16 protein-coding genes are annotated in these 14787 nt (G+C 70.5%); 7 read left to right on the top strand and 9 right to left on the bottom strand.

Translation table 11 applies throughout. The annotated features are described in order from the left end of the window. Positions 1–22 precede the first annotated feature (22 nt). Together AORI_RS59035 and AORI_RS59030 are read left to right on the top strand one after the other, a co-directional pair. Positions 23–1012, top strand: coding sequence for a LysR family transcriptional regulator (locus AORI_RS59035; protein WP_016333964.1), 990 nt, complete (start codon positions 23–25; stop codon positions 1010–1012). Between the two features lie 55 nt (positions 1013–1067). Then, positions 1068–1280, top strand: coding sequence for a hypothetical protein (locus AORI_RS59030; protein WP_016333963.1), 213 nt, complete (start codon positions 1068–1070; stop codon positions 1278–1280). Here AORI_RS59030 and AORI_RS59025 read toward each other — a convergent pair. Further along, a complete protein-coding gene (locus AORI_RS59025) occupies positions 1277–1834 on the bottom strand; it encodes a carboxymuconolactone decarboxylase family protein (RefSeq protein WP_016333962.1) in 558 nt (185 codons plus the stop codon). The two genes, AORI_RS59030 and AORI_RS59025, sit on opposite strands and share 4 nt — an antisense overlap. A gap of 68 nt (positions 1835–1902) precedes the next feature. On the opposite strand from AORI_RS59025, the gene AORI_RS59020 reads away from it, so the two are divergent. Further along, positions 1903–2241 carry a winged helix-turn-helix transcriptional regulator gene (locus AORI_RS59020; RefSeq protein ID WP_016333961.1) on the top strand — a complete coding sequence of 113 codons (339 nt, stop codon included), beginning with the start codon at positions 1903–1905 and terminating at the stop codon, positions 2239–2241. A gap of 219 nt (positions 2242–2460) precedes the next feature. Then, on the top strand, positions 2461–2877 hold the full coding sequence (locus AORI_RS59015) for an STAS domain-containing protein (RefSeq protein ID WP_016333960.1): 417 nt from the start codon (positions 2461–2463) through the stop codon (positions 2875–2877). Positions 2878–2880: 3 nt separating this feature from the next. Here AORI_RS59015 and AORI_RS59010 read toward each other — a convergent pair whose 3' ends face one another. Further along, positions 2881–3225, bottom strand: a complete 345-nt coding sequence (locus tag AORI_RS59010; RefSeq protein WP_016333959.1) for an STAS domain-containing protein — start codon at positions 3223–3225, stop codon at positions 2881–2883. Positions 3226–3378: 153 nt separating this feature from the next. On the opposite strand from AORI_RS59010, the gene AORI_RS59005 reads away from it, so the two are divergent. Then, positions 3379–3792, top strand: coding sequence for an ATP-binding protein (locus tag AORI_RS59005; RefSeq protein ID WP_043848096.1), 414 nt, complete (start codon positions 3379–3381; stop codon positions 3790–3792). Positions 3793–3800: 8 nt separating this feature from the next. On the opposite strand, the gene AORI_RS59000 is transcribed toward AORI_RS59005, so the two are convergent. The 4 genes from AORI_RS59000 to AORI_RS58985 all read right to left on the bottom strand — a co-directional run bounded on the left by AORI_RS59000 (position 3801) and on the right by AORI_RS58985 (position 7188). After that, positions 3801–4634, bottom strand: coding sequence for an ABC transporter ATP-binding protein (locus AORI_RS59000; RefSeq protein WP_046199958.1), 834 nt, complete (start codon positions 4632–4634; stop codon positions 3801–3803). A 39-nt stretch (positions 4635–4673) separates the two neighbouring features. Continuing rightward, a complete protein-coding gene (locus AORI_RS58995; RefSeq protein WP_016333956.1) occupies positions 4674–5249 on the bottom strand; it encodes a dihydrofolate reductase family protein in 576 nt (191 codons plus the stop codon). An 88-nt stretch (positions 5250–5337) separates the two neighbouring features. Further along, positions 5338–6009 (bottom strand): response regulator, encoded by a 672-nt coding sequence (locus AORI_RS58990; protein ID WP_016333955.1) that lies wholly within the window; start codon positions 6007–6009, stop codon positions 5338–5340. Next, the gene (locus AORI_RS58985) at positions 6010–7188 is read right to left on the bottom strand and encodes a sensor histidine kinase (RefSeq protein ID WP_016333954.1); all 1179 of its coding nucleotides are present in this window, start codon (positions 7186–7188) and stop codon (positions 6010–6012) included. A gap of 179 nt (positions 7189–7367) precedes the next feature. On the opposite strand from AORI_RS58985, the gene AORI_RS58980 reads away from it, so the two are divergent. Both AORI_RS58980 and AORI_RS58975 read left to right on the top strand, forming a co-directional pair. Further along, on the top strand, positions 7368–7601 hold the full coding sequence (locus AORI_RS58980) for a hypothetical protein (RefSeq protein ID WP_016333953.1): 234 nt from the start codon (positions 7368–7370) through the stop codon (positions 7599–7601). A gap of 89 nt (positions 7602–7690) precedes the next feature. Then, the gene (locus AORI_RS58975; protein ID WP_043848095.1) at positions 7691–10003 is read left to right on the top strand and encodes a LuxR C-terminal-related transcriptional regulator; all 2313 of its coding nucleotides are present in this window, start codon (positions 7691–7693) and stop codon (positions 10001–10003) included. A 3-nt stretch (positions 10004–10006) separates the two neighbouring features. Here the strand turns inward: AORI_RS58975 and AORI_RS58970 are convergent, their stop codons facing one another. The 3 genes from AORI_RS58970 to AORI_RS58960 all read right to left on the bottom strand — a co-directional run bounded on the left by AORI_RS58970 (position 10007) and on the right by AORI_RS58960 (position 14675). Next, positions 10007–11116, bottom strand: coding sequence for a helix-turn-helix domain-containing protein (locus AORI_RS58970; protein WP_016333951.1), 1110 nt, complete (start codon positions 11114–11116; stop codon positions 10007–10009). A 535-nt stretch (positions 11117–11651) separates the two neighbouring features. Then, positions 11652–13331 (bottom strand): dihydroxy-acid dehydratase, encoded by a 1680-nt coding sequence (gene ilvD / locus AORI_RS58965; protein ID WP_016333950.1) that lies wholly within the window; start codon positions 13329–13331, stop codon positions 11652–11654. A gap of 66 nt (positions 13332–13397) precedes the next feature. Next, entirely contained in the window at positions 13398–14675 is a 1278-nt protein-coding gene (locus AORI_RS58960; RefSeq protein ID WP_016333949.1) for a hemolysin family protein, read from the bottom strand. Positions 14676–14787: the final 112 nt, after the last annotated feature.

Raw genomic sequence — 14787 nt, 5'->3', positions numbered from 1 at the left:
CCGGCGGCGATAGACTCCGCCTATGGCCCTGGAGATCCGGCACCTGCGGGCGATCTGCGCCATCGCCGAAGCGGGCAGCCTCTCGCAGGCGGCCGCCGCGCTGGGCATGTCCCAGCCGTCGCTGACCTCGCTGCTCCAGCGGCTCGAACGGCAGATCGGCGCGCCGTTGTTCGTCCGCAGCCACACCGGCGTGACCCCGACCCCGGTCGGCGAGCAGACGTTGCGCCGCGCGCTGACCCTGCTCGTGGAGTTCGACCGGTTCGAGAGCGACCTCCTCGGCGCGCTCGGCGACGGCCCGGTGCGGCTCGGATCGTCCCAAATGGACTGTCTGCCCACCTTCGTCGAGCGACTGGACGACGCGCTGCCGGGGCTGGACGTGACCGTCCACGTGGAACCTTCCAGCTCGGTGCTGGCACAGGCACTCGCCCGCGCGACACTGGACATCGCCGTCATCGCCATGTCCGACGACCAGGAAGTGCCGCTGGCGAAGCATCTCGGGCACCGGGTGCTGTTCTCGTGGCTGCCCGTGTTCGTCGGTCTTCCGGCCAGGCACCGGCTCGCCGGCGGTTTCGAGGTCGACCTCGCCGACCTCGCGGACGAGGCGTGGATCGGGCCGCCCGGGCCGGAGGACGGCTCGCTGACGTCGCTGCGCGCGGCGACGCATCGCGCCGGGTTCACGCCGCGGATCCGCTTCGAATGCCCGAACGGCGGCGGACGCCACCTGATCGCCGCCGGGCAGGCGGTGCAGCTCGTGGAGCCGACCGCGCCCGAACTGCCCGGCATGGTCGTCCGGCCGTTGAAGGGCGACCCCATGCGGATGCGGCTCGTGCTGGCGTGGCGCAAGGAACGGCTGACGTGGGACCAGGCGGAGAACGTCTACCGCGCGGTGATGACGTCGTACACGCGGCACGCGATGGCGTCGACGCCGTTCCGGACGTGGTGGGAGCGGCGGCGGGATGCCCAGTCGTGGGACGGGCTGGTGGACTTCTTCCGGGTTTCGAACAGCCTGTAACCCGATCCCGCCTCGCCGCGATTGACCTCCCGTACCGGGCGAACGGAGACGGGAGATGATGACGCAACGGCTGTGGCTGGGACTGGCGGTCGTCTACACGTGCACCGCCGTGGTCCAGCTCTACCTTCTCGCCAGCACCGGCGCCGTCTGGGCCGGGACGCTCACCGCGGTCGGCTTCGTGGCGGCGCTCCTGTGTGTCCTCGCCGCTTGGAAGGCTCCGAAACAAGAACGGGACGACACAAGGGAAATCGACTCGCACCGGCCCTAACCACCGGGATAGGGGGCGGCCCACGGCTCCTCGTCGAGGCCGACCCCGCCGGCGACGTACGCGATCGTCCGGTACCAGCCCGCCAGCACGAGGAACTCCAGGAGCTGCGAAGCCGGATAGTGCTCGGCGAGTGCGGCCCACGCGGCGTCGGAAACCGTTGCCGTGTCGTGAAGTTCGTCGACGGCGGCGATCAGGGCGCGGTGGCGCTCCGGCCAGGCGGGATGCCTGGAGTCGCCGGACACGGTCGCTTCGAGCTGTTCCGGCGTCAGGCCGACCGCCGGTGCGAAAACCGCGGCGTGGACACCCCATTCGTAGCGGCATCCGCAGCGTGCGGTTACCCGCGCGATGACGATTTCCCGGTCCAGCGCGGGTAATTCGCCGTGCGCGAGCAGACCGGCGCCCAGGACGCGCATCCGTGACGCCAGCTCCCGGTGGTGCTGCAGCACCCTGAACAACGCCAACGGCTCCTCCGCCACGCCGGGCGGCATCCATTTGCGCAGGGCTTGTTCGACGTCCGCCTCGTAGGGCGGGGCGAGTGGGGCGATACGGACCATGACCACCTCCGGCGCTTCGATTTCAGAACCACTATGCTGCTTCGAAAGTCGAAGCACAAGGGGGTGCCATGCCCGACCATCCGATCCCGCGTCCCGGACAGCCGGTCCGCGGCTCCGAGACCGGCCGCCCCCTCATGGCCGCCCTCGATCTGCTGGGCCGCCGGTGGACCCTGCGGGTGATCTGGGAACTGCGCGAGGGCGAAGTCGGCTTCCGGGAACTCCGGCGGCGCTGTGAGCACATGTCGTCGAGCGTGCTCGCCACCAGGCTGGGTGAGCTCACCGAAGCCCGCATCGTCGAGACCGGCGGGGAGGGGTACCGCCTGACACCACTCGGGGGACGGCTCCTCGACGCGTTGCACCCGCTGGAAAAATGGGGCCTCGCCTGGGAAAAGGCACTGCGCGAGTGACCGCGTAACCCACCGTTCACCGCACAGGGCCTTGCCAGGAGAGGTGAGGGGCGTACGGTGAGCAGTACGTGAGGTTGAGTCCACCAGCCCGCGCGAACGACCCGCATGTCCGCGGCCCAGCACCTTTCCAGGGCGACGCGGCGGCGAGTTGACTTGCGCAGCAGTTGTGCAGGCTTGCCCGTTGTCCGTCTCGTCCCCGGCTATCCGGGAGACACCATCATGACCGAACGCATCACTTTCACGCGGAGCAGCCGCGACGGCCCCGCCATTCCGCGACCGCGCCCGTCGGTCGAGAACCTGCTGCGGATTCAGCGGATCCGGTGGGACGAAGACCTGCTGGTCATCGCCGCGGCCGGGGAGATCGACCTCGCCACCGCGGGAAGACTGGAACATGCCCTGCGCGGCCGCCTCCCGGCCGCCACGGTGCTCGATCTCAGCGAGGTCGGCTTCCTCGGTGTCGCCGGATTACGGGTCATCGAATCCGCCGCGGCCCGCGCCCGCGCCGAACGCCGCGCGACCGGCGTCGTCGCCGACACCCGGCCGGTCCTGCGTCTGCTGAACCTGTTCGGCGCCGACACCCACATCCCCGTGTACCGGCGCCTCGACCACGCGATCCTGGAAGTGCCGAAACGCTGACGATCAGGCGAGCGGCAGGAGCGTGGTCAACCCCGTCTTCGAAGCCAGCCGCAGGATCGTGGGCGACGGCAGGAAGCGCAGCGCGACCCCCTGAGTACTGCACCGGTCGTTGATCCCGACCAGGGTCGCCAAACCGGTGGAATCGCAGAACTCCACGCCTTCGAGGTCGACGACGAGCCTGCCCGGCACGGGCTCCAGCGCCTCCTCGAACGTCTCCTTGAGATCTTCGGAGGTCGTCAGATCGATCTCCCCCGCCACCGCGATGACGACCTCGGCGCCATCGGGCCTGGCGACGGACACCGAGAACGGGACCTCCCGGTGTTCGCCGTCTCCGCTCGTCACCGTCATCCACCCCTCACGATCGGTACCCGACAGTCCCGAACATATCGGATGACGGGGCCCGCTCGCGCGGCTCGTGTGTCCCGGCCCCGGCGGTGCCTTAGCCTTGTCGATGGATCCGGCGGTCGTGGACCGCGGCGGACGACGAGGAGAAGCTCCGTGATGCCGATCGACGAGCCGGTGCGCGAGAACACCGACGGGCTGGTCCTCGAGGTCGCCGCCGTCCCCGCCCAGGCCGCCGCGTTGCGGGACATCCTGGCGAAATGGGCCCTCGACCACGGTCTTCCCCGTGACCTGGCCGAGGATCTCAAGCTCACCGCCTACGAAGCGATGACAAACGTCGTCAAACACGCCTACCCGGACGGCACCGAAGGCAACGTCATGACGGTGACCGCCGCCCACGACGACGGCCACCTCAAGATCAGCGTGGCCGACGAGGGCCGCTGGCGCGACGGCCCCCGCCCGGAGGGCGGACGCGGCTTGCCGATCATCCGCGCCTTCGCGCCGGAGGCCTCGGTGACGAGCACCCCGACCGGGACCATCGTCCGGCTCGCCTGGCCCTGCCCTTCCCGCTGACCGGCCCCTCAGGAGCGGCGGACCGCGTGCGCGGCCCACCGTCCGTTGATGCGGTGAATCTCGACGTCCCGCTCGTAACAGGCGGAAAGCCCGTCGTCGGTGAGGACCTCGTCGATCGGCCCCGCGGCGGTGATCCTGCCGCGGCGCACCATCAGGGCATGCGTGGCAGTCGCCGGGATCTCCTCCAGGTGATGGGTCACGGTCACCGTGGCCAGTTCCGGCTGAGCCAGCGTCAGGTTCTCCAAAGCCATCAGGAGATCCTCGCGGCCGGGCAGGTCGAGACCGGCGAACGGCTCGTCCAGCAGGAGCAGCAGCGGGTCGGCCATGAGCGCCCTGGCAAGCCGGACCCGGGCGCGTTCGCCCTGCGAGCAGACGCGCACCGGCCGGTCGCGCAGTTCGGTGCAGCCGACCAGTTCGAGCAGCTTCGAAGCCCTCTCCCGGATCGCGTCGTCGTAGCGGTCCCAGAGCGGGAGCACGCTTCCGCTGTACCCGGTGAGCACCACGGTGTGCGCGTCGTGGTGCTCCGCGTCGGGTAGCCGCTGGTTCGCGCCGACGAAGCCGATGTGCGTCCGCACGTCACGCAGGTCGACCGCGCCCATCCGGTGGCCGAGCACGACGGCCGTGCCCGCGCTGGGGAACCGCTGGGTCGAGGCCACCGAAAGGATCGTCGACTTCCCCGCGCCGTTGCGACCGAGGACGACCCACCGCTGGCCGTAGTCCACCCGCCAGTCGACGTCCGACACCAGCGGCACCCGGCCGACGTGCACCTCGACCCCGGAAAGCTCCACCGCCGGTCCGTCGAGGTTCGGCTGTACGAAGACGGGCTTGTTCACGCGGCTCATGATCGCAGGGCACGCGGCCGTCACCCGGTCGGGGTCCGATCATCGGATGACGTCGTAGACCAGCTTCTGGATGCCGTTGCCGTAGGCCTCGCTCTCGACGAGCTTGAGGCTCTGCTTGTCCTTGTCGGTGTCGCTGAACAGCCTCTTCCCCGCGCCGAGCAGGACCGGGAACACCAGCAGGTGGTAGCGGTCGATCAGGCCGGCGTCGGCGAGGTTCCGGTCCAGTTCCGCGCTGCCGTGGAGGATGATCGGCCCGCCCTCGGTCTCCTTGAGCTTCGCGACGTCGTCGAGCGAGCGCAGGATCGTGGTCTCGCCCCAGTTGTCGACGAGGTCCTCGTCCCGCAGCGTGGTCGACACGACGTACTTCGGCATCGCGTTGTACTCGGCGAACTCCTCGGTCATACCGGGCCACACCGGCGAAAACGCCTGGTAGCTGACCCGGCCCATCATCATCGCCGTGGCTTCGCCCTGCTCACGCCCCTTGAGCTCGTAGGCCGCTTCGTCGAACTCGATGCCGTTGAAGGTCCAGCCGGAGTTGCGGTAGCCCGGCTCTCCGCCGGGCCCTTCGACGACGCCGTCGAGCGAGACGAACGCGGTGGCGATCAGGGTGCGCATCTGGTTTCTCCTTGATGGTTCCGAACTGCTTTCGACACTGCGTCGACCGGGGAACGACGGAATCGACACCGCGCCGGAAAAAAGTTTCTCAATCTTCGGCGTCGCGGACCAGCAAGGCGATCTGGACCCTGTTCTCGACGCCGAGCTTGGCGAGCATGCTGCTCGTGTGCGCCTTCACCGTCGCGACGGTGATGTCCAGCTTGCGCGCGACGTCGGTGTTGGAAAGCCCCTCGGCGATGGCGCCCGCCGTCTCGCGTTCCCGGTCGGTCAGCGTGGCCAGCAGCCCGCGGGCGGTTTCCCGCGACGCCCGGCGCGCGTCGGACGAATGCGGCCCGGTGGCCGCGGTGATCAGCCGGGCCGTGGCGGCGGGCGAGAGCGCGGGTTCGCCGGTCGCCACCGTGCGGATCGCCGCGAGGATCCGCGGCGGCGGGGTGTCCTTGAGCAGGAATCCGAGCGCGCCGACACGCAGCGCGCCCAGCACCATCTCGTCCGAGTCGAACGTGGTGAGCACCAGCACCCGGGGCGGGTGCGGGAGGCCGAGGATCTCCTCGGTCGCGCTCAGCCCGTCGCGTCCGGGCATCCGGACGTCCATCAGGACGACGTCGGGCCGCTGCTCCCCCACCACGCCGACCGCGGCGTCGCCGTCGGCGGCTTCACCGACCACGACGAGGTCGGGCTCGCCGTCGACGATGAGCCGCAGCGCCATCCGCACCAGATGCTCGTCGTCGACCAGCACGACCCGCACCCGCTCGCCGTCCATTCACTCGCTCCCTTCGCGGACCGGCCACGGCAGACGCGCGGCGAGCACGAATCCGCCGCCGGGTTCCGCGTGGTGGTCCAGTTCGCCGCCGGCGAGTTCGACCCGCTCGGAGAGGCCCAGCAGACCGAAACCCGACGCCGGCGGGCCCGCGATCGCCCGCGCCGCACCGGAATCCCGGATGGTCGCGCGCAGCCCGTCGCCCGGCTTTCCTTCGACGGTGACGACCACGTCGGCGCCGCGCGCATGCTTGCCCGCGTTGGTCAGCCCTTCCTGCACGATCCGGTAGACGGTCCTCGCGATCGCGTCGGGCGGCTCGCCCTCGGTCGTGATCTTCATCGTGACGTCCAGTCCCAGCGCCCGCGCGTCCGCGACGAGCGCGGACAGGTCGGCGAACGAGGGTTGCGGCGGTTCCAGCTCGTCCGGGTCCGCCCGCAGCACGCCGAGGACGTCCCGCAGTTCCTCCAACGCCTGGTGGGAGCCGTCGGCGATGCCACGCGCCAGCTCCGCGACCTGGTCGGCGGGCAGATCCGGGCGATGCCCCAGCACCCCGGCCTGCATCGCGACCAGCGAGACCCGGTGCGCGAGGACGTCGTGCATCTCGCGCGCGATCCGGTGGCGCTCCAAGATCCGGGCCTCGGCCGCCCGCGCGGCCTGCTCCCGTTCCACGCTTTCGACCCGTTCCCGCAGGGAGCGCACCTCTTCCCGGCGCGCCCCGATCGCGGCGCCCACGGCCACCACGATGCCCACCAGCAAGGTGGGGAGGCAGATCATCAGCCACAGCGGTCCCGGCGTCTCGCGCATCGGGTACAGATCGACGATCAGGATCGCCGTGACCACGGAAAGCACCGCCGCGACCGCCGTTTCGGCCGGTCGCCGCCGGGTGGCCAGCGAACAGAGCGCCAGCAGCGACGCGCCGCCTGCCAGCACCGACGCCGTCGAGGCGAGGATGACCGCGATGGTGATCACGACCGGGAAGCGGCGGCGCCACAGCAGGGCGACCAGGCAGGCGAGCGCGATCAGCGGATCGCCGGTGATCATCCACTCGACCCTCGGTCCCGACGCACCCACCGGCAGTTGCGACGCTGTGATGATCCACAGCAGCACGCCCAGTGCCGCCGCGGCGAGCAGGCGCCAGGCCTGTCCCCACGGACGGACGGGTGGCTGGACGTCGGCGATCACCGGCCCATCATGGTCGACCGGCCCGCGGCGGCGCAGCCGGATACGGGACGATCCCGGCCCCGACCTCGGTCGCGACGGGCATCGACTTTGGTCGAACACGAGGTGCGACGCGCTGCCGATGTGCGCCGGGCTCCGCGCGGGCGACGCTGGGCCCGACCGTGGAGCAGGAGGTAGGAAGCATGCCCAAGGGCGGCTATCTGGGGCTGCAGATCTTCGGGATGGTGGCCGTCGCCGTCTTCGCGCAGGCCGCCATCCGCAGCCTCTTCGATCGTTCCGCGACCCAGTTGTGGGGCGCGTTCGACTGGGTACCCGGTGAGTGGGGCGGCAGGTTGATCGTGTTCCTGCTGCTCGCGGCCACCGGGACGGTGCTGGCGGGCTGGGCGCACGACCGCGCCAAGCGAGTGGCCCGCTAGGCCGGCGCCGGTCCGCTAGTATCCGCAGCCGGGCGTTTTCCGTCTACATCGGACGGAAAACGCGGGGCTGGTCGATCGCGGGAGAGTGCATGGCGGACGGAGTTGGCTCGCTTGCGGGGTGGTCGGCCGATCCCACCGAAGTGACCAGCTACGTCGGCCGGGACGCCGAGACCGGCGAGGCGAGGCGCCTGCTGGAGGCCTCGTCACTGGTCACGCTCACGGGGCCGGGCGGGGTGGGAAAGACCAGGCTCGCCTGGCGGATCGCGGCGGCCCATCGGGAGGCCACGGCCGACGAGGTCGCGTTCGTGTCGCTGGCCGAGCTGCGGGAACCCGCGTTGCTGGTGCCGACGGTGGCGAACGTGCTCGGCTTCGGCGACCGCTCGGCGAAACCGGCCATCGACGTCGTCGTCGAAGCCCTGCAGGCGAGCCGTCTGCTGCTCGTGCTCGACAACTGCGAGCATCTGGTCGACAGCTGCGCCTGGTTCGCCGACACCGTGGTCAGGGCCTGTCCCCAGGTGACCGTGCTGGCCACGAGCAGGCAGTCGCTCGGCGTGGCGGGCGAGCGTGTCCTGCCGGTGCCCCCGTTGGCGATCCCGGAACAGGGCGACTCCTTCGAACGCGTGATGAACGACGATTCCGTGCGCCTGTTCGTCGATCGCGCGACCGCCGTCGCGCCGTCGTTCCAGCTCACCGAGGAGGACGTCGAACCGCTGATCCGGCTGTGCCGCAGGCTCGACGGGCTGCCGCTGGCCATCGAACTGGCCGCCGTGCGCGCGCGGGCGCTGTCCGTCCGGCAGCTGGCCGACCGCCTCGACCGGCAGTTCTCGGTGCTCACGAAGGACCGGCGGGGGCGGCCGGAGCGGCACGAGACCATGCGGGCCCTGATCGACTGGAGCCACGACCTGTGCACCGCGCCCGAACGGCTGCTGTGGGCACGCGCGTCGGTGTTCTCCGGCAGCTTCGACCTCGACGCCGCCGAGCAGGTCTGCTGCGGTGGCGAACTGCCGCGCGAACAGGTCCTCGAAGTCGTCGACGGGCTGCTCGACAAGTCCATCCTGCTGCGCGAGGAGTATCCCGGCGGCGTGCGGTATCGCATGCTGGAATCGGTGCGCGAGTACGGCGTCGACAGGCTCAGCGAGGCGGGCGGGACGGCGGAGTTCCGGAAACGGCACCGGGACTGGTTCGCCGAACTCGCCGGCCGGTACGCCACGGAATGGCTGGAGACCGATCAGCTCGGCTGGATCGGACGGCTGCGGAGCGAACACGCGAACCTGCGCGTCGCCCTCGACTACTGCACCGGCACGCCCGAGGACGCGGTCGTCGGGCTGCGGATGTTGCGCGACGTCAAGGAGTTCTGGATCGTCCGCGGGCTGAACACCGAAGGCCGGATGTGGGTCCGCCGCCTCGACGAGGCCGCGGCGCCGGGTGTCCCCGAGCGGGCGCACGGGCTCTGGCTCTCGGGATTCCTGGCGGTGGTGCAGGGAGACATGTCCGCCCACCGGTGCATGGTGGAGAGGGCGGCCGCCGAAGCCGAGGCGAGCGGCGACGAACTCGCCGCCGCGTACGTGCTCCACGTCCGCGCCTACGCCGCGCTGATCGGCGACGACATGGCCGAAGCGTCACGCCTGTTCGGCACGGCCATCGACCTGTTCCGCGCCCACGGCGACGAGGGCGGCGACCTCTGGGCGAGTTACAACCACGGGCTCGCCGTCTGGCTGAACGGCGACATGGACAGTGGCCGGAAGGTGCTCGCGGAAGCCGTCGAGCGCTGCGAGCGGCGCGGTGAGGTCTTCTGGCGCGGCTGGGCACTGTGGTCCCGCGCCGCCGCCGAATACCTGCAAGGTGATCTCGCCGTCGCCGAGCGCTGCTGCGAGCAGGTCCTTCGCCTGCACGAGCGGGTGGACGACCGCGTCGTCGTCGGGTTCACGCTCACCGTGATGGCGGGCTGCGCGGCCCGGACCAAACGCCCCAACCGGGCGGCGATCCTGCAGGGTGCCGCGATGAACGTCTGGCGCACGGTCGGCGCCTGGCCGACCCGGTACGAGGCGTTCACCGAACCGCTGCTCGCCGACACCGACACCGTCACGACCGCGCTGGGCTGGGAGGTCGCGGTCAAGGAATTCGCCGACGGCGCCGCGATGCCCACCCGCGACGCCATCGCGTACGCCCTCGAGGAACGCACCCCCGGCACGCGGAAGCAGACCGCGCAGGTGCTCACCAAACGCGAGACCGAGATCGCGCACGTGATCGCCGAGGGCCTGACGAACCAGGAGATCGCCGACCGGCTCGGCATCGCCCGGCGCACGGTGGACACCCATATCGACCACATCCTCACCAAGCTCGGCTACTCGAACCGCGTCCAGGTCGCCACCTGGGTGACCCGGTCCGCGGATCCCGCCTGACGCTCACGCCACCTTCATCGGGGCCTGCCGGGCCGGTTCGACCGTGAGCAGCTCCGCGCGCAGGGCGATCCGCAGGTCCAGGCGGGACTGCGGGTCGTCGAGCCGGGCGCCGAACAGGACTCGCAGCCGCCGCATGCGGTTCCGGACCGTCTGCGGGTGGACGCCGAGGTTGTTCGCGATCTCGGGTGCCCCGCCGCGGGCGGAGAGCATGGCGTCGAGGGTTTCGGCGAGTTTGGTCCGCTCGTTGGCGGGCAGGTCGGCGATCGGCGCGAGACTGCGGTTCACCAGCGCGGTGGTGAGCACCTCGTCGGCGAACAGCCAGTGCGTGGTCAGGTGATCCGACCAGCGCACGAGCGGGCCGTCCTCGATCACCTCGCGGCGGACCAGTTCCAGCGTCCGGCGCGCCCAGCGCAGGGACACCGCGGCGTCGGCGGGTGCCACCGCGGGCCCGACCGCCGCCCGAGTCCCCGCCAGGACACCGCCGATCTCGACGTCGTCGGGCACGAGCAGATGCGGGTATTCACCGGCGAGGTCGGCCAGCACCTCCGGGCCGAACGAGGCGCGGACGGCACCGGGCTCGGCGGCGACGGCCACCACCCGCGCGGGCGGCACCCAGCCCGCTTCCGCCGCGAGTCCCGCCCATTTCGCGGGCGGACGGCCGCTCAAGATCTCTTTCAGCAGGTCACGGCGCAGCTCGGCGACCGAGGGCGTGTGGGCGGCGCGGTAGGCCGCGGTGGACAGCCGGATCAGGACGTCGGAGCAGCGGAGCAGGGCCTCCACCCCGGTGTCCATCAGGGCGGACCCGGCGCCGGGCTGCCGCGACAGCGACGCCAGCGCGGGAAGGGCGCCGCGGCCGGCCGAGTGGTAGGCCCGGGAGAGCCGGTCCAGCTCCTTGCCCGCCGCGTACTCGGCGACGCCGACCTGGCGGAAGGCGTCCGCACCCGCCGCGATGCCCACGTTCATCCCGTCGCGCTCGAGTACCGAGGCGACGAACTCGGTGGCACGCGCGTCGAACAGCGGCGCGTGCTCGGGCAGCGAATGCCGGATCCCGTCGACGACCACGCGGGCGATCACGAGGGCGGCGGAGCGGGCTGGGGCGTAGGACGCGGTCATCGTCGACCTCCGGAGCAGCGGGAATCGTCGGGCCGCCGAGTCTGCTACTCCGGAGTAGCGGGGCACATCGGGTGAATTACGTACTCGGGGCTGTCCGGCCTACGCATCACCCGTTCGTGGGGGCCTCCAAGTACATGAAGGCCCCCTTCCCTACTCTGAAGGCAGGGTCCCGGCAAAGTCGCATAAGCGCAGGTCAAGCGCTTGATTGCCCTGGTCGACGGGAGTCGACCAGACTCCAACCGTCCACTGGTCACTTCTCGGCGACCGAATGTCCTATTCATGGCGAAATGGGTGATTATGCCGAGGGGTCGTGAGTGGTAAAGGTCGTTCTAACCCTCTTTGCCACTCACGACCCCTTTGCGGAACGCCTAAATCGGGCACGATCACCCCGGAAGGGTCCCCTTGTGGACAGTCGAGACGGAGTCAGGCCAGCGTGACGAGTGCCTCCGTTGCCCACTTGACCAGCGAATAGGCCGCTTAGCCGGGACCCTGGCGCCTGGGTACAGGAAGGGGGCCTTCATGTACTTCAGCCGCCCTACTCGCACACGGCTCCATGCGCGGCGCTTCGCACGACCTTGGCGTACTTCCCGAGCACCCCGCGCGTGTACGCGGGCGGCTTGGGCGTCCAGCCCTCCTTGCGTGCCTCGATGTCGTCGATCCCGACTTCCAGCGTCCGGTTCGCGACGTCGAGGGTGATCGGGTCACCGTCGCGCACGAAGGCGATCGGCCCGGCGTCGACGGCTTCCGGGGCGATGTGGCCGACGCAGAGGCCGGTCGTGCCGCCGCTGAACCGGCCGTCGGTGATGAGCAGGACGTCCTTGCCGAGTCCGGCGCCCTTGATCGCGCCGGTGATGGCGAGCATCTCCCGCATCCCCGGCCCGCCCTTGGGGCCTTCGTAACGGATGACGACGACGTCGCCGGCGACGATCCGGCCCTCGGCGAGCGCGTCGAGAGCGGCCCGCTCGCCGTCGAAGACCCGTGCGGTACCGGTGAAGGTCGATTCGTCGAAGCCCGCCGACTTCACGACCGCGCCTTCGGGCGCCAGCGAGCCCTTGAGGATGGTCAGCCCGCCGGTCTTGTGGATCGGCCGGTCGAGCGGGCGGATGATCTCGCCGTCGACCCCGGCCGGGGCGATGCCTTCGAGGTTCTCGGCCATCGTCTTCCCGGTCACGGTGAGCACGTCGCCGTGCATGAGCCCGGCGTCGAGCAGCGCCTTCATCACCACGGGGATGCCGCCGACCTTGTCGACGTCGTTCATCACGTACTTCCCGAACGGCTTGAGATCGCCGAGGTGCGGGACCTTGTCGCCGATCCGGTTGAAGTCGTCGATGCGCAGATCGACCTCCGCCTCGCGCGCGATTGCGAGCAGGTGGAGGACGGCGTTGGTCGAACCGCCCAGCGCCATCACGACGGCGATGGCGTTCTCGAACGCCTCCATGGTCATGATCTGCCGCGCGGTGATGCCCTGGCGGAGCATGCCGACCACGGCCTCCCCCGACCGGTGCGCGAACCCGTCACGACGCCGGTCGACGGCGGGCGGGGCGGCCGATCCGGGCAGCGACATGCCGAGCGCTTCGGCGACCGACGCCATCGTGTTGGCGGTGTACATGCCGCCGCAGGCCCCTTCGCCGGGGCAGATCGCGCGTTCGATCTTGTCCACTTCGGCGCGGCTGATCTTGCCGGCCAGACAGGCGCCCACCGCTTCGAACGCGTCGATGATGGTGACGTCCTGGCCGTCGACCTGACCGGGCATGATCGAGCCGGCGTAAAGGAAGACGGAGGCGAGATCGAGCCTGGCCGCGGCCATGAGCATGCCCGGCAGGGACTTGTCGCAGCCGGCCAGCAGCACGGAGCCGTCCAGCCGCTCGGCCATCATCACCGTCTCGACGGAGTCGGCGATCACCTCGCGGGACACCAGGGAGAAGTGCATTCCCTCGTGTCCCATGGAAATACCGTCGGACACCGAGATCGTGCCGAACTCCAGCGGATAGCCGCCGGCCGCGTGCACGCCGTTCTTGACCGCCTTGGCCAGCCGGTCGAGCGACAGATTGCACGGGGTGATCTCGTTCCACGAGGACGCCACACCGATCTGCGGTTTGGCGAAGTCGTCGTCGCCCATCCCGACCGCGCGGAGCATCCCGCGGGCCGCCGCGCGTTCCAGCCCGTCGGTCACGTCGCGCGAACGAGGTTTCAAATCCGGCTGGTCTTGCGGCATCGGGGCACCTTCCTTCGTGGCGGGACACCGGGCACGCTGCCAACCCCGCGCGTCCGGCGCAACTCATCACTCCGGGTTCGTCCCACGGTGCAGCGCCACCCGCGTGATCGCATGGTGCTCGACGCCGAGCACCTCGGCCGTCCAGCCGGAGACCACCACGCGGTCGCCCGGCTTCTCCGGGATCCGCCCGAGGATCACGAGGATCAGCCCCGCGATGGTCGCGTACTCCCCCGGCGGCGCGTCGCGCAGTTCGACCCCGACGTCGACGAGGTCGTGCACCGGGAAGGTGCCGGGCAGGACCAGCGAACCGTCCTTGCCGTCGCGTACGGCCAGCACGTCACGGTCGGTCTCGTCGTAGATCTCGCCGACGATCTCCTCCAGCAGATCCTCCAGCGTGACCATGCCCGCGACGGCGCCGTGCTCGTCGACCACCAGCGCCATCTGCTCCCGTTCGGCCTTGAAACTCCGGAGCGCGTCCGACACCCGCAGCGAATCGGGGAACACCACCGCCGGCCGGACGACTTCGGCCAGGTCTGCGTGGTCGTCGAGCAGGTCACGCAACCGCACGACACCGACGACGTCGTCCAGATGGCCGCCGCGCGCGACCGGCGCCCGGGAGTGGCCGGATTCGGCCAGCTGCCTGCGTGCCGAGAGCAGATCCTGTTCGGCGGCCAGGGTCAGCACCGCGCGGCGGGGCACGAGCACCTCCCGCAGCCGTCGTTCGTGGATCTCCAAGGCACCGTTGATGATCATGCGCTGCTCGGCGTTCAGGCCGCGCTGCGCCGAAACCAGTTCCCGGAGTTCCTCGGGTGACATCTGGTCCGGATCGGCTTCCGGCCGCCCGCCCAGCGCCCGTACGACGAGGTTCGTCGACACGCTCAGCGCCCACACCACGGGCCGCGAGATCGCCGACAAGAGGTTCAGCGGGCGCGCCACCAGCAACGCCCACCGCAGCGCGTTCTGCATCGCCAGCCGCTTCGGCGCCAGTTCGCCGAGCACCAGGGTCAGGAACGTGAGGACCATCGTCACCAGCGCGACGGCCACCGCCCCGGCCGCGTTGCCGAGGAAACCCAGCAGCGGCACCAGGGGTTGCGCGAGGGACACCGCCGCCGTCGCCGAGGCGAGGAACCCGGCGAGCGTGATGCCGATCTGGATCGTCGCCAGGAACCGATTCGGGTCGCGCGCCAGCCGCACCAGGGTGCGGGCGGCGGCGCGGCCGTCCCGTTCCAACGCCCGCAGCTGCCCTTCGCGCAACGAGATCAGCGCCATCTCGCTGCCCGCGAACACCGCGTTGAGCACCACCAGCACCGCGACCAGCGCGATGTCGAACCCGTAGCCGCCCACAAGCACTCCCCGGCCCGCCCGAAGTGCAGAACATTACCGAGCGCGAAGCGGGATCGCAGATATCGGAGCCACTCGCTACTGACACGTCGTTCCGCTACCTTCGAAGGAAGCC

Source organism: Amycolatopsis keratiniphila (assembly GCF_000400635.2).
GTDB classification, from domain to species: Bacteria; Actinomycetota; Actinomycetes; order Mycobacteriales; family Pseudonocardiaceae; genus Amycolatopsis; species Amycolatopsis keratiniphila.
Note: the sequence above shows the minus strand (reverse complement) of the source record. Positions and strands in the feature narration are given on the sequence as shown.

What these genes read in the sequence shown, in the direction of transcription:
- AORI_RS59010 (WP_016333959.1), bottom strand. Translation starts at nt 3,225, where the DNA reads ATGACGGTGACGAGCGGAGACGGCGAACACCGGGAGGTCCCGTTCTCG.
- AORI_RS59000 (WP_046199958.1), bottom strand. Translation starts at nt 4,634, where the DNA reads ATGAGCCGCGTGAACAAGCCCGTCTTCGTACAGCCGAACCTCGACGGA.
- AORI_RS58990 (WP_016333955.1), bottom strand. Translation starts at nt 6,009, where the DNA reads ATGGACGGCGAGCGGGTGCGGGTCGTGCTGGTCGACGACGAGCATCTG.
- AORI_RS59035 (WP_016333964.1), top strand. Translation starts at nt 23, where the DNA reads ATGGCCCTGGAGATCCGGCACCTGCGGGCGATCTGCGCCATCGCCGAA.
- AORI_RS58995 (WP_016333956.1), bottom strand. Translation starts at nt 5,249, where the DNA reads ATGCGCACCCTGATCGCCACCGCGTTCGTCTCGCTCGACGGCGTCGTC.
- AORI_RS59030 (WP_016333963.1), top strand. Translation starts at nt 1,068, where the DNA reads ATGATGACGCAACGGCTGTGGCTGGGACTGGCGGTCGTCTACACGTGC.
- AORI_RS59020 (WP_016333961.1), top strand. Translation starts at nt 1,903, where the DNA reads ATGCCCGACCATCCGATCCCGCGTCCCGGACAGCCGGTCCGCGGCTCC.
- ilvD (WP_016333950.1), bottom strand. Translation starts at nt 13,331, where the DNA reads ATGCCGCAAGACCAGCCGGATTTGAAACCTCGTTCGCGCGACGTGACC.
- AORI_RS58970 (WP_016333951.1), bottom strand. Translation starts at nt 11,116, where the DNA reads ATGACCGCGTCCTACGCCCCAGCCCGCTCCGCCGCCCTCGTGATCGCC.
- AORI_RS59025 (WP_016333962.1), bottom strand. Translation starts at nt 1,834, where the DNA reads ATGGTCCGTATCGCCCCACTCGCCCCGCCCTACGAGGCGGACGTCGAA.
- AORI_RS59005 (WP_043848096.1), top strand. Translation starts at nt 3,379, where the DNA reads ATGCCGATCGACGAGCCGGTGCGCGAGAACACCGACGGGCTGGTCCTC.
- AORI_RS59015 (WP_016333960.1), top strand. Translation starts at nt 2,461, where the DNA reads ATGACCGAACGCATCACTTTCACGCGGAGCAGCCGCGACGGCCCCGCC.
- AORI_RS58980 (WP_016333953.1), top strand. Translation starts at nt 7,368, where the DNA reads ATGCCCAAGGGCGGCTATCTGGGGCTGCAGATCTTCGGGATGGTGGCC.
- AORI_RS58975 (WP_043848095.1), top strand. Translation starts at nt 7,691, where the DNA reads ATGGCGGACGGAGTTGGCTCGCTTGCGGGGTGGTCGGCCGATCCCACC.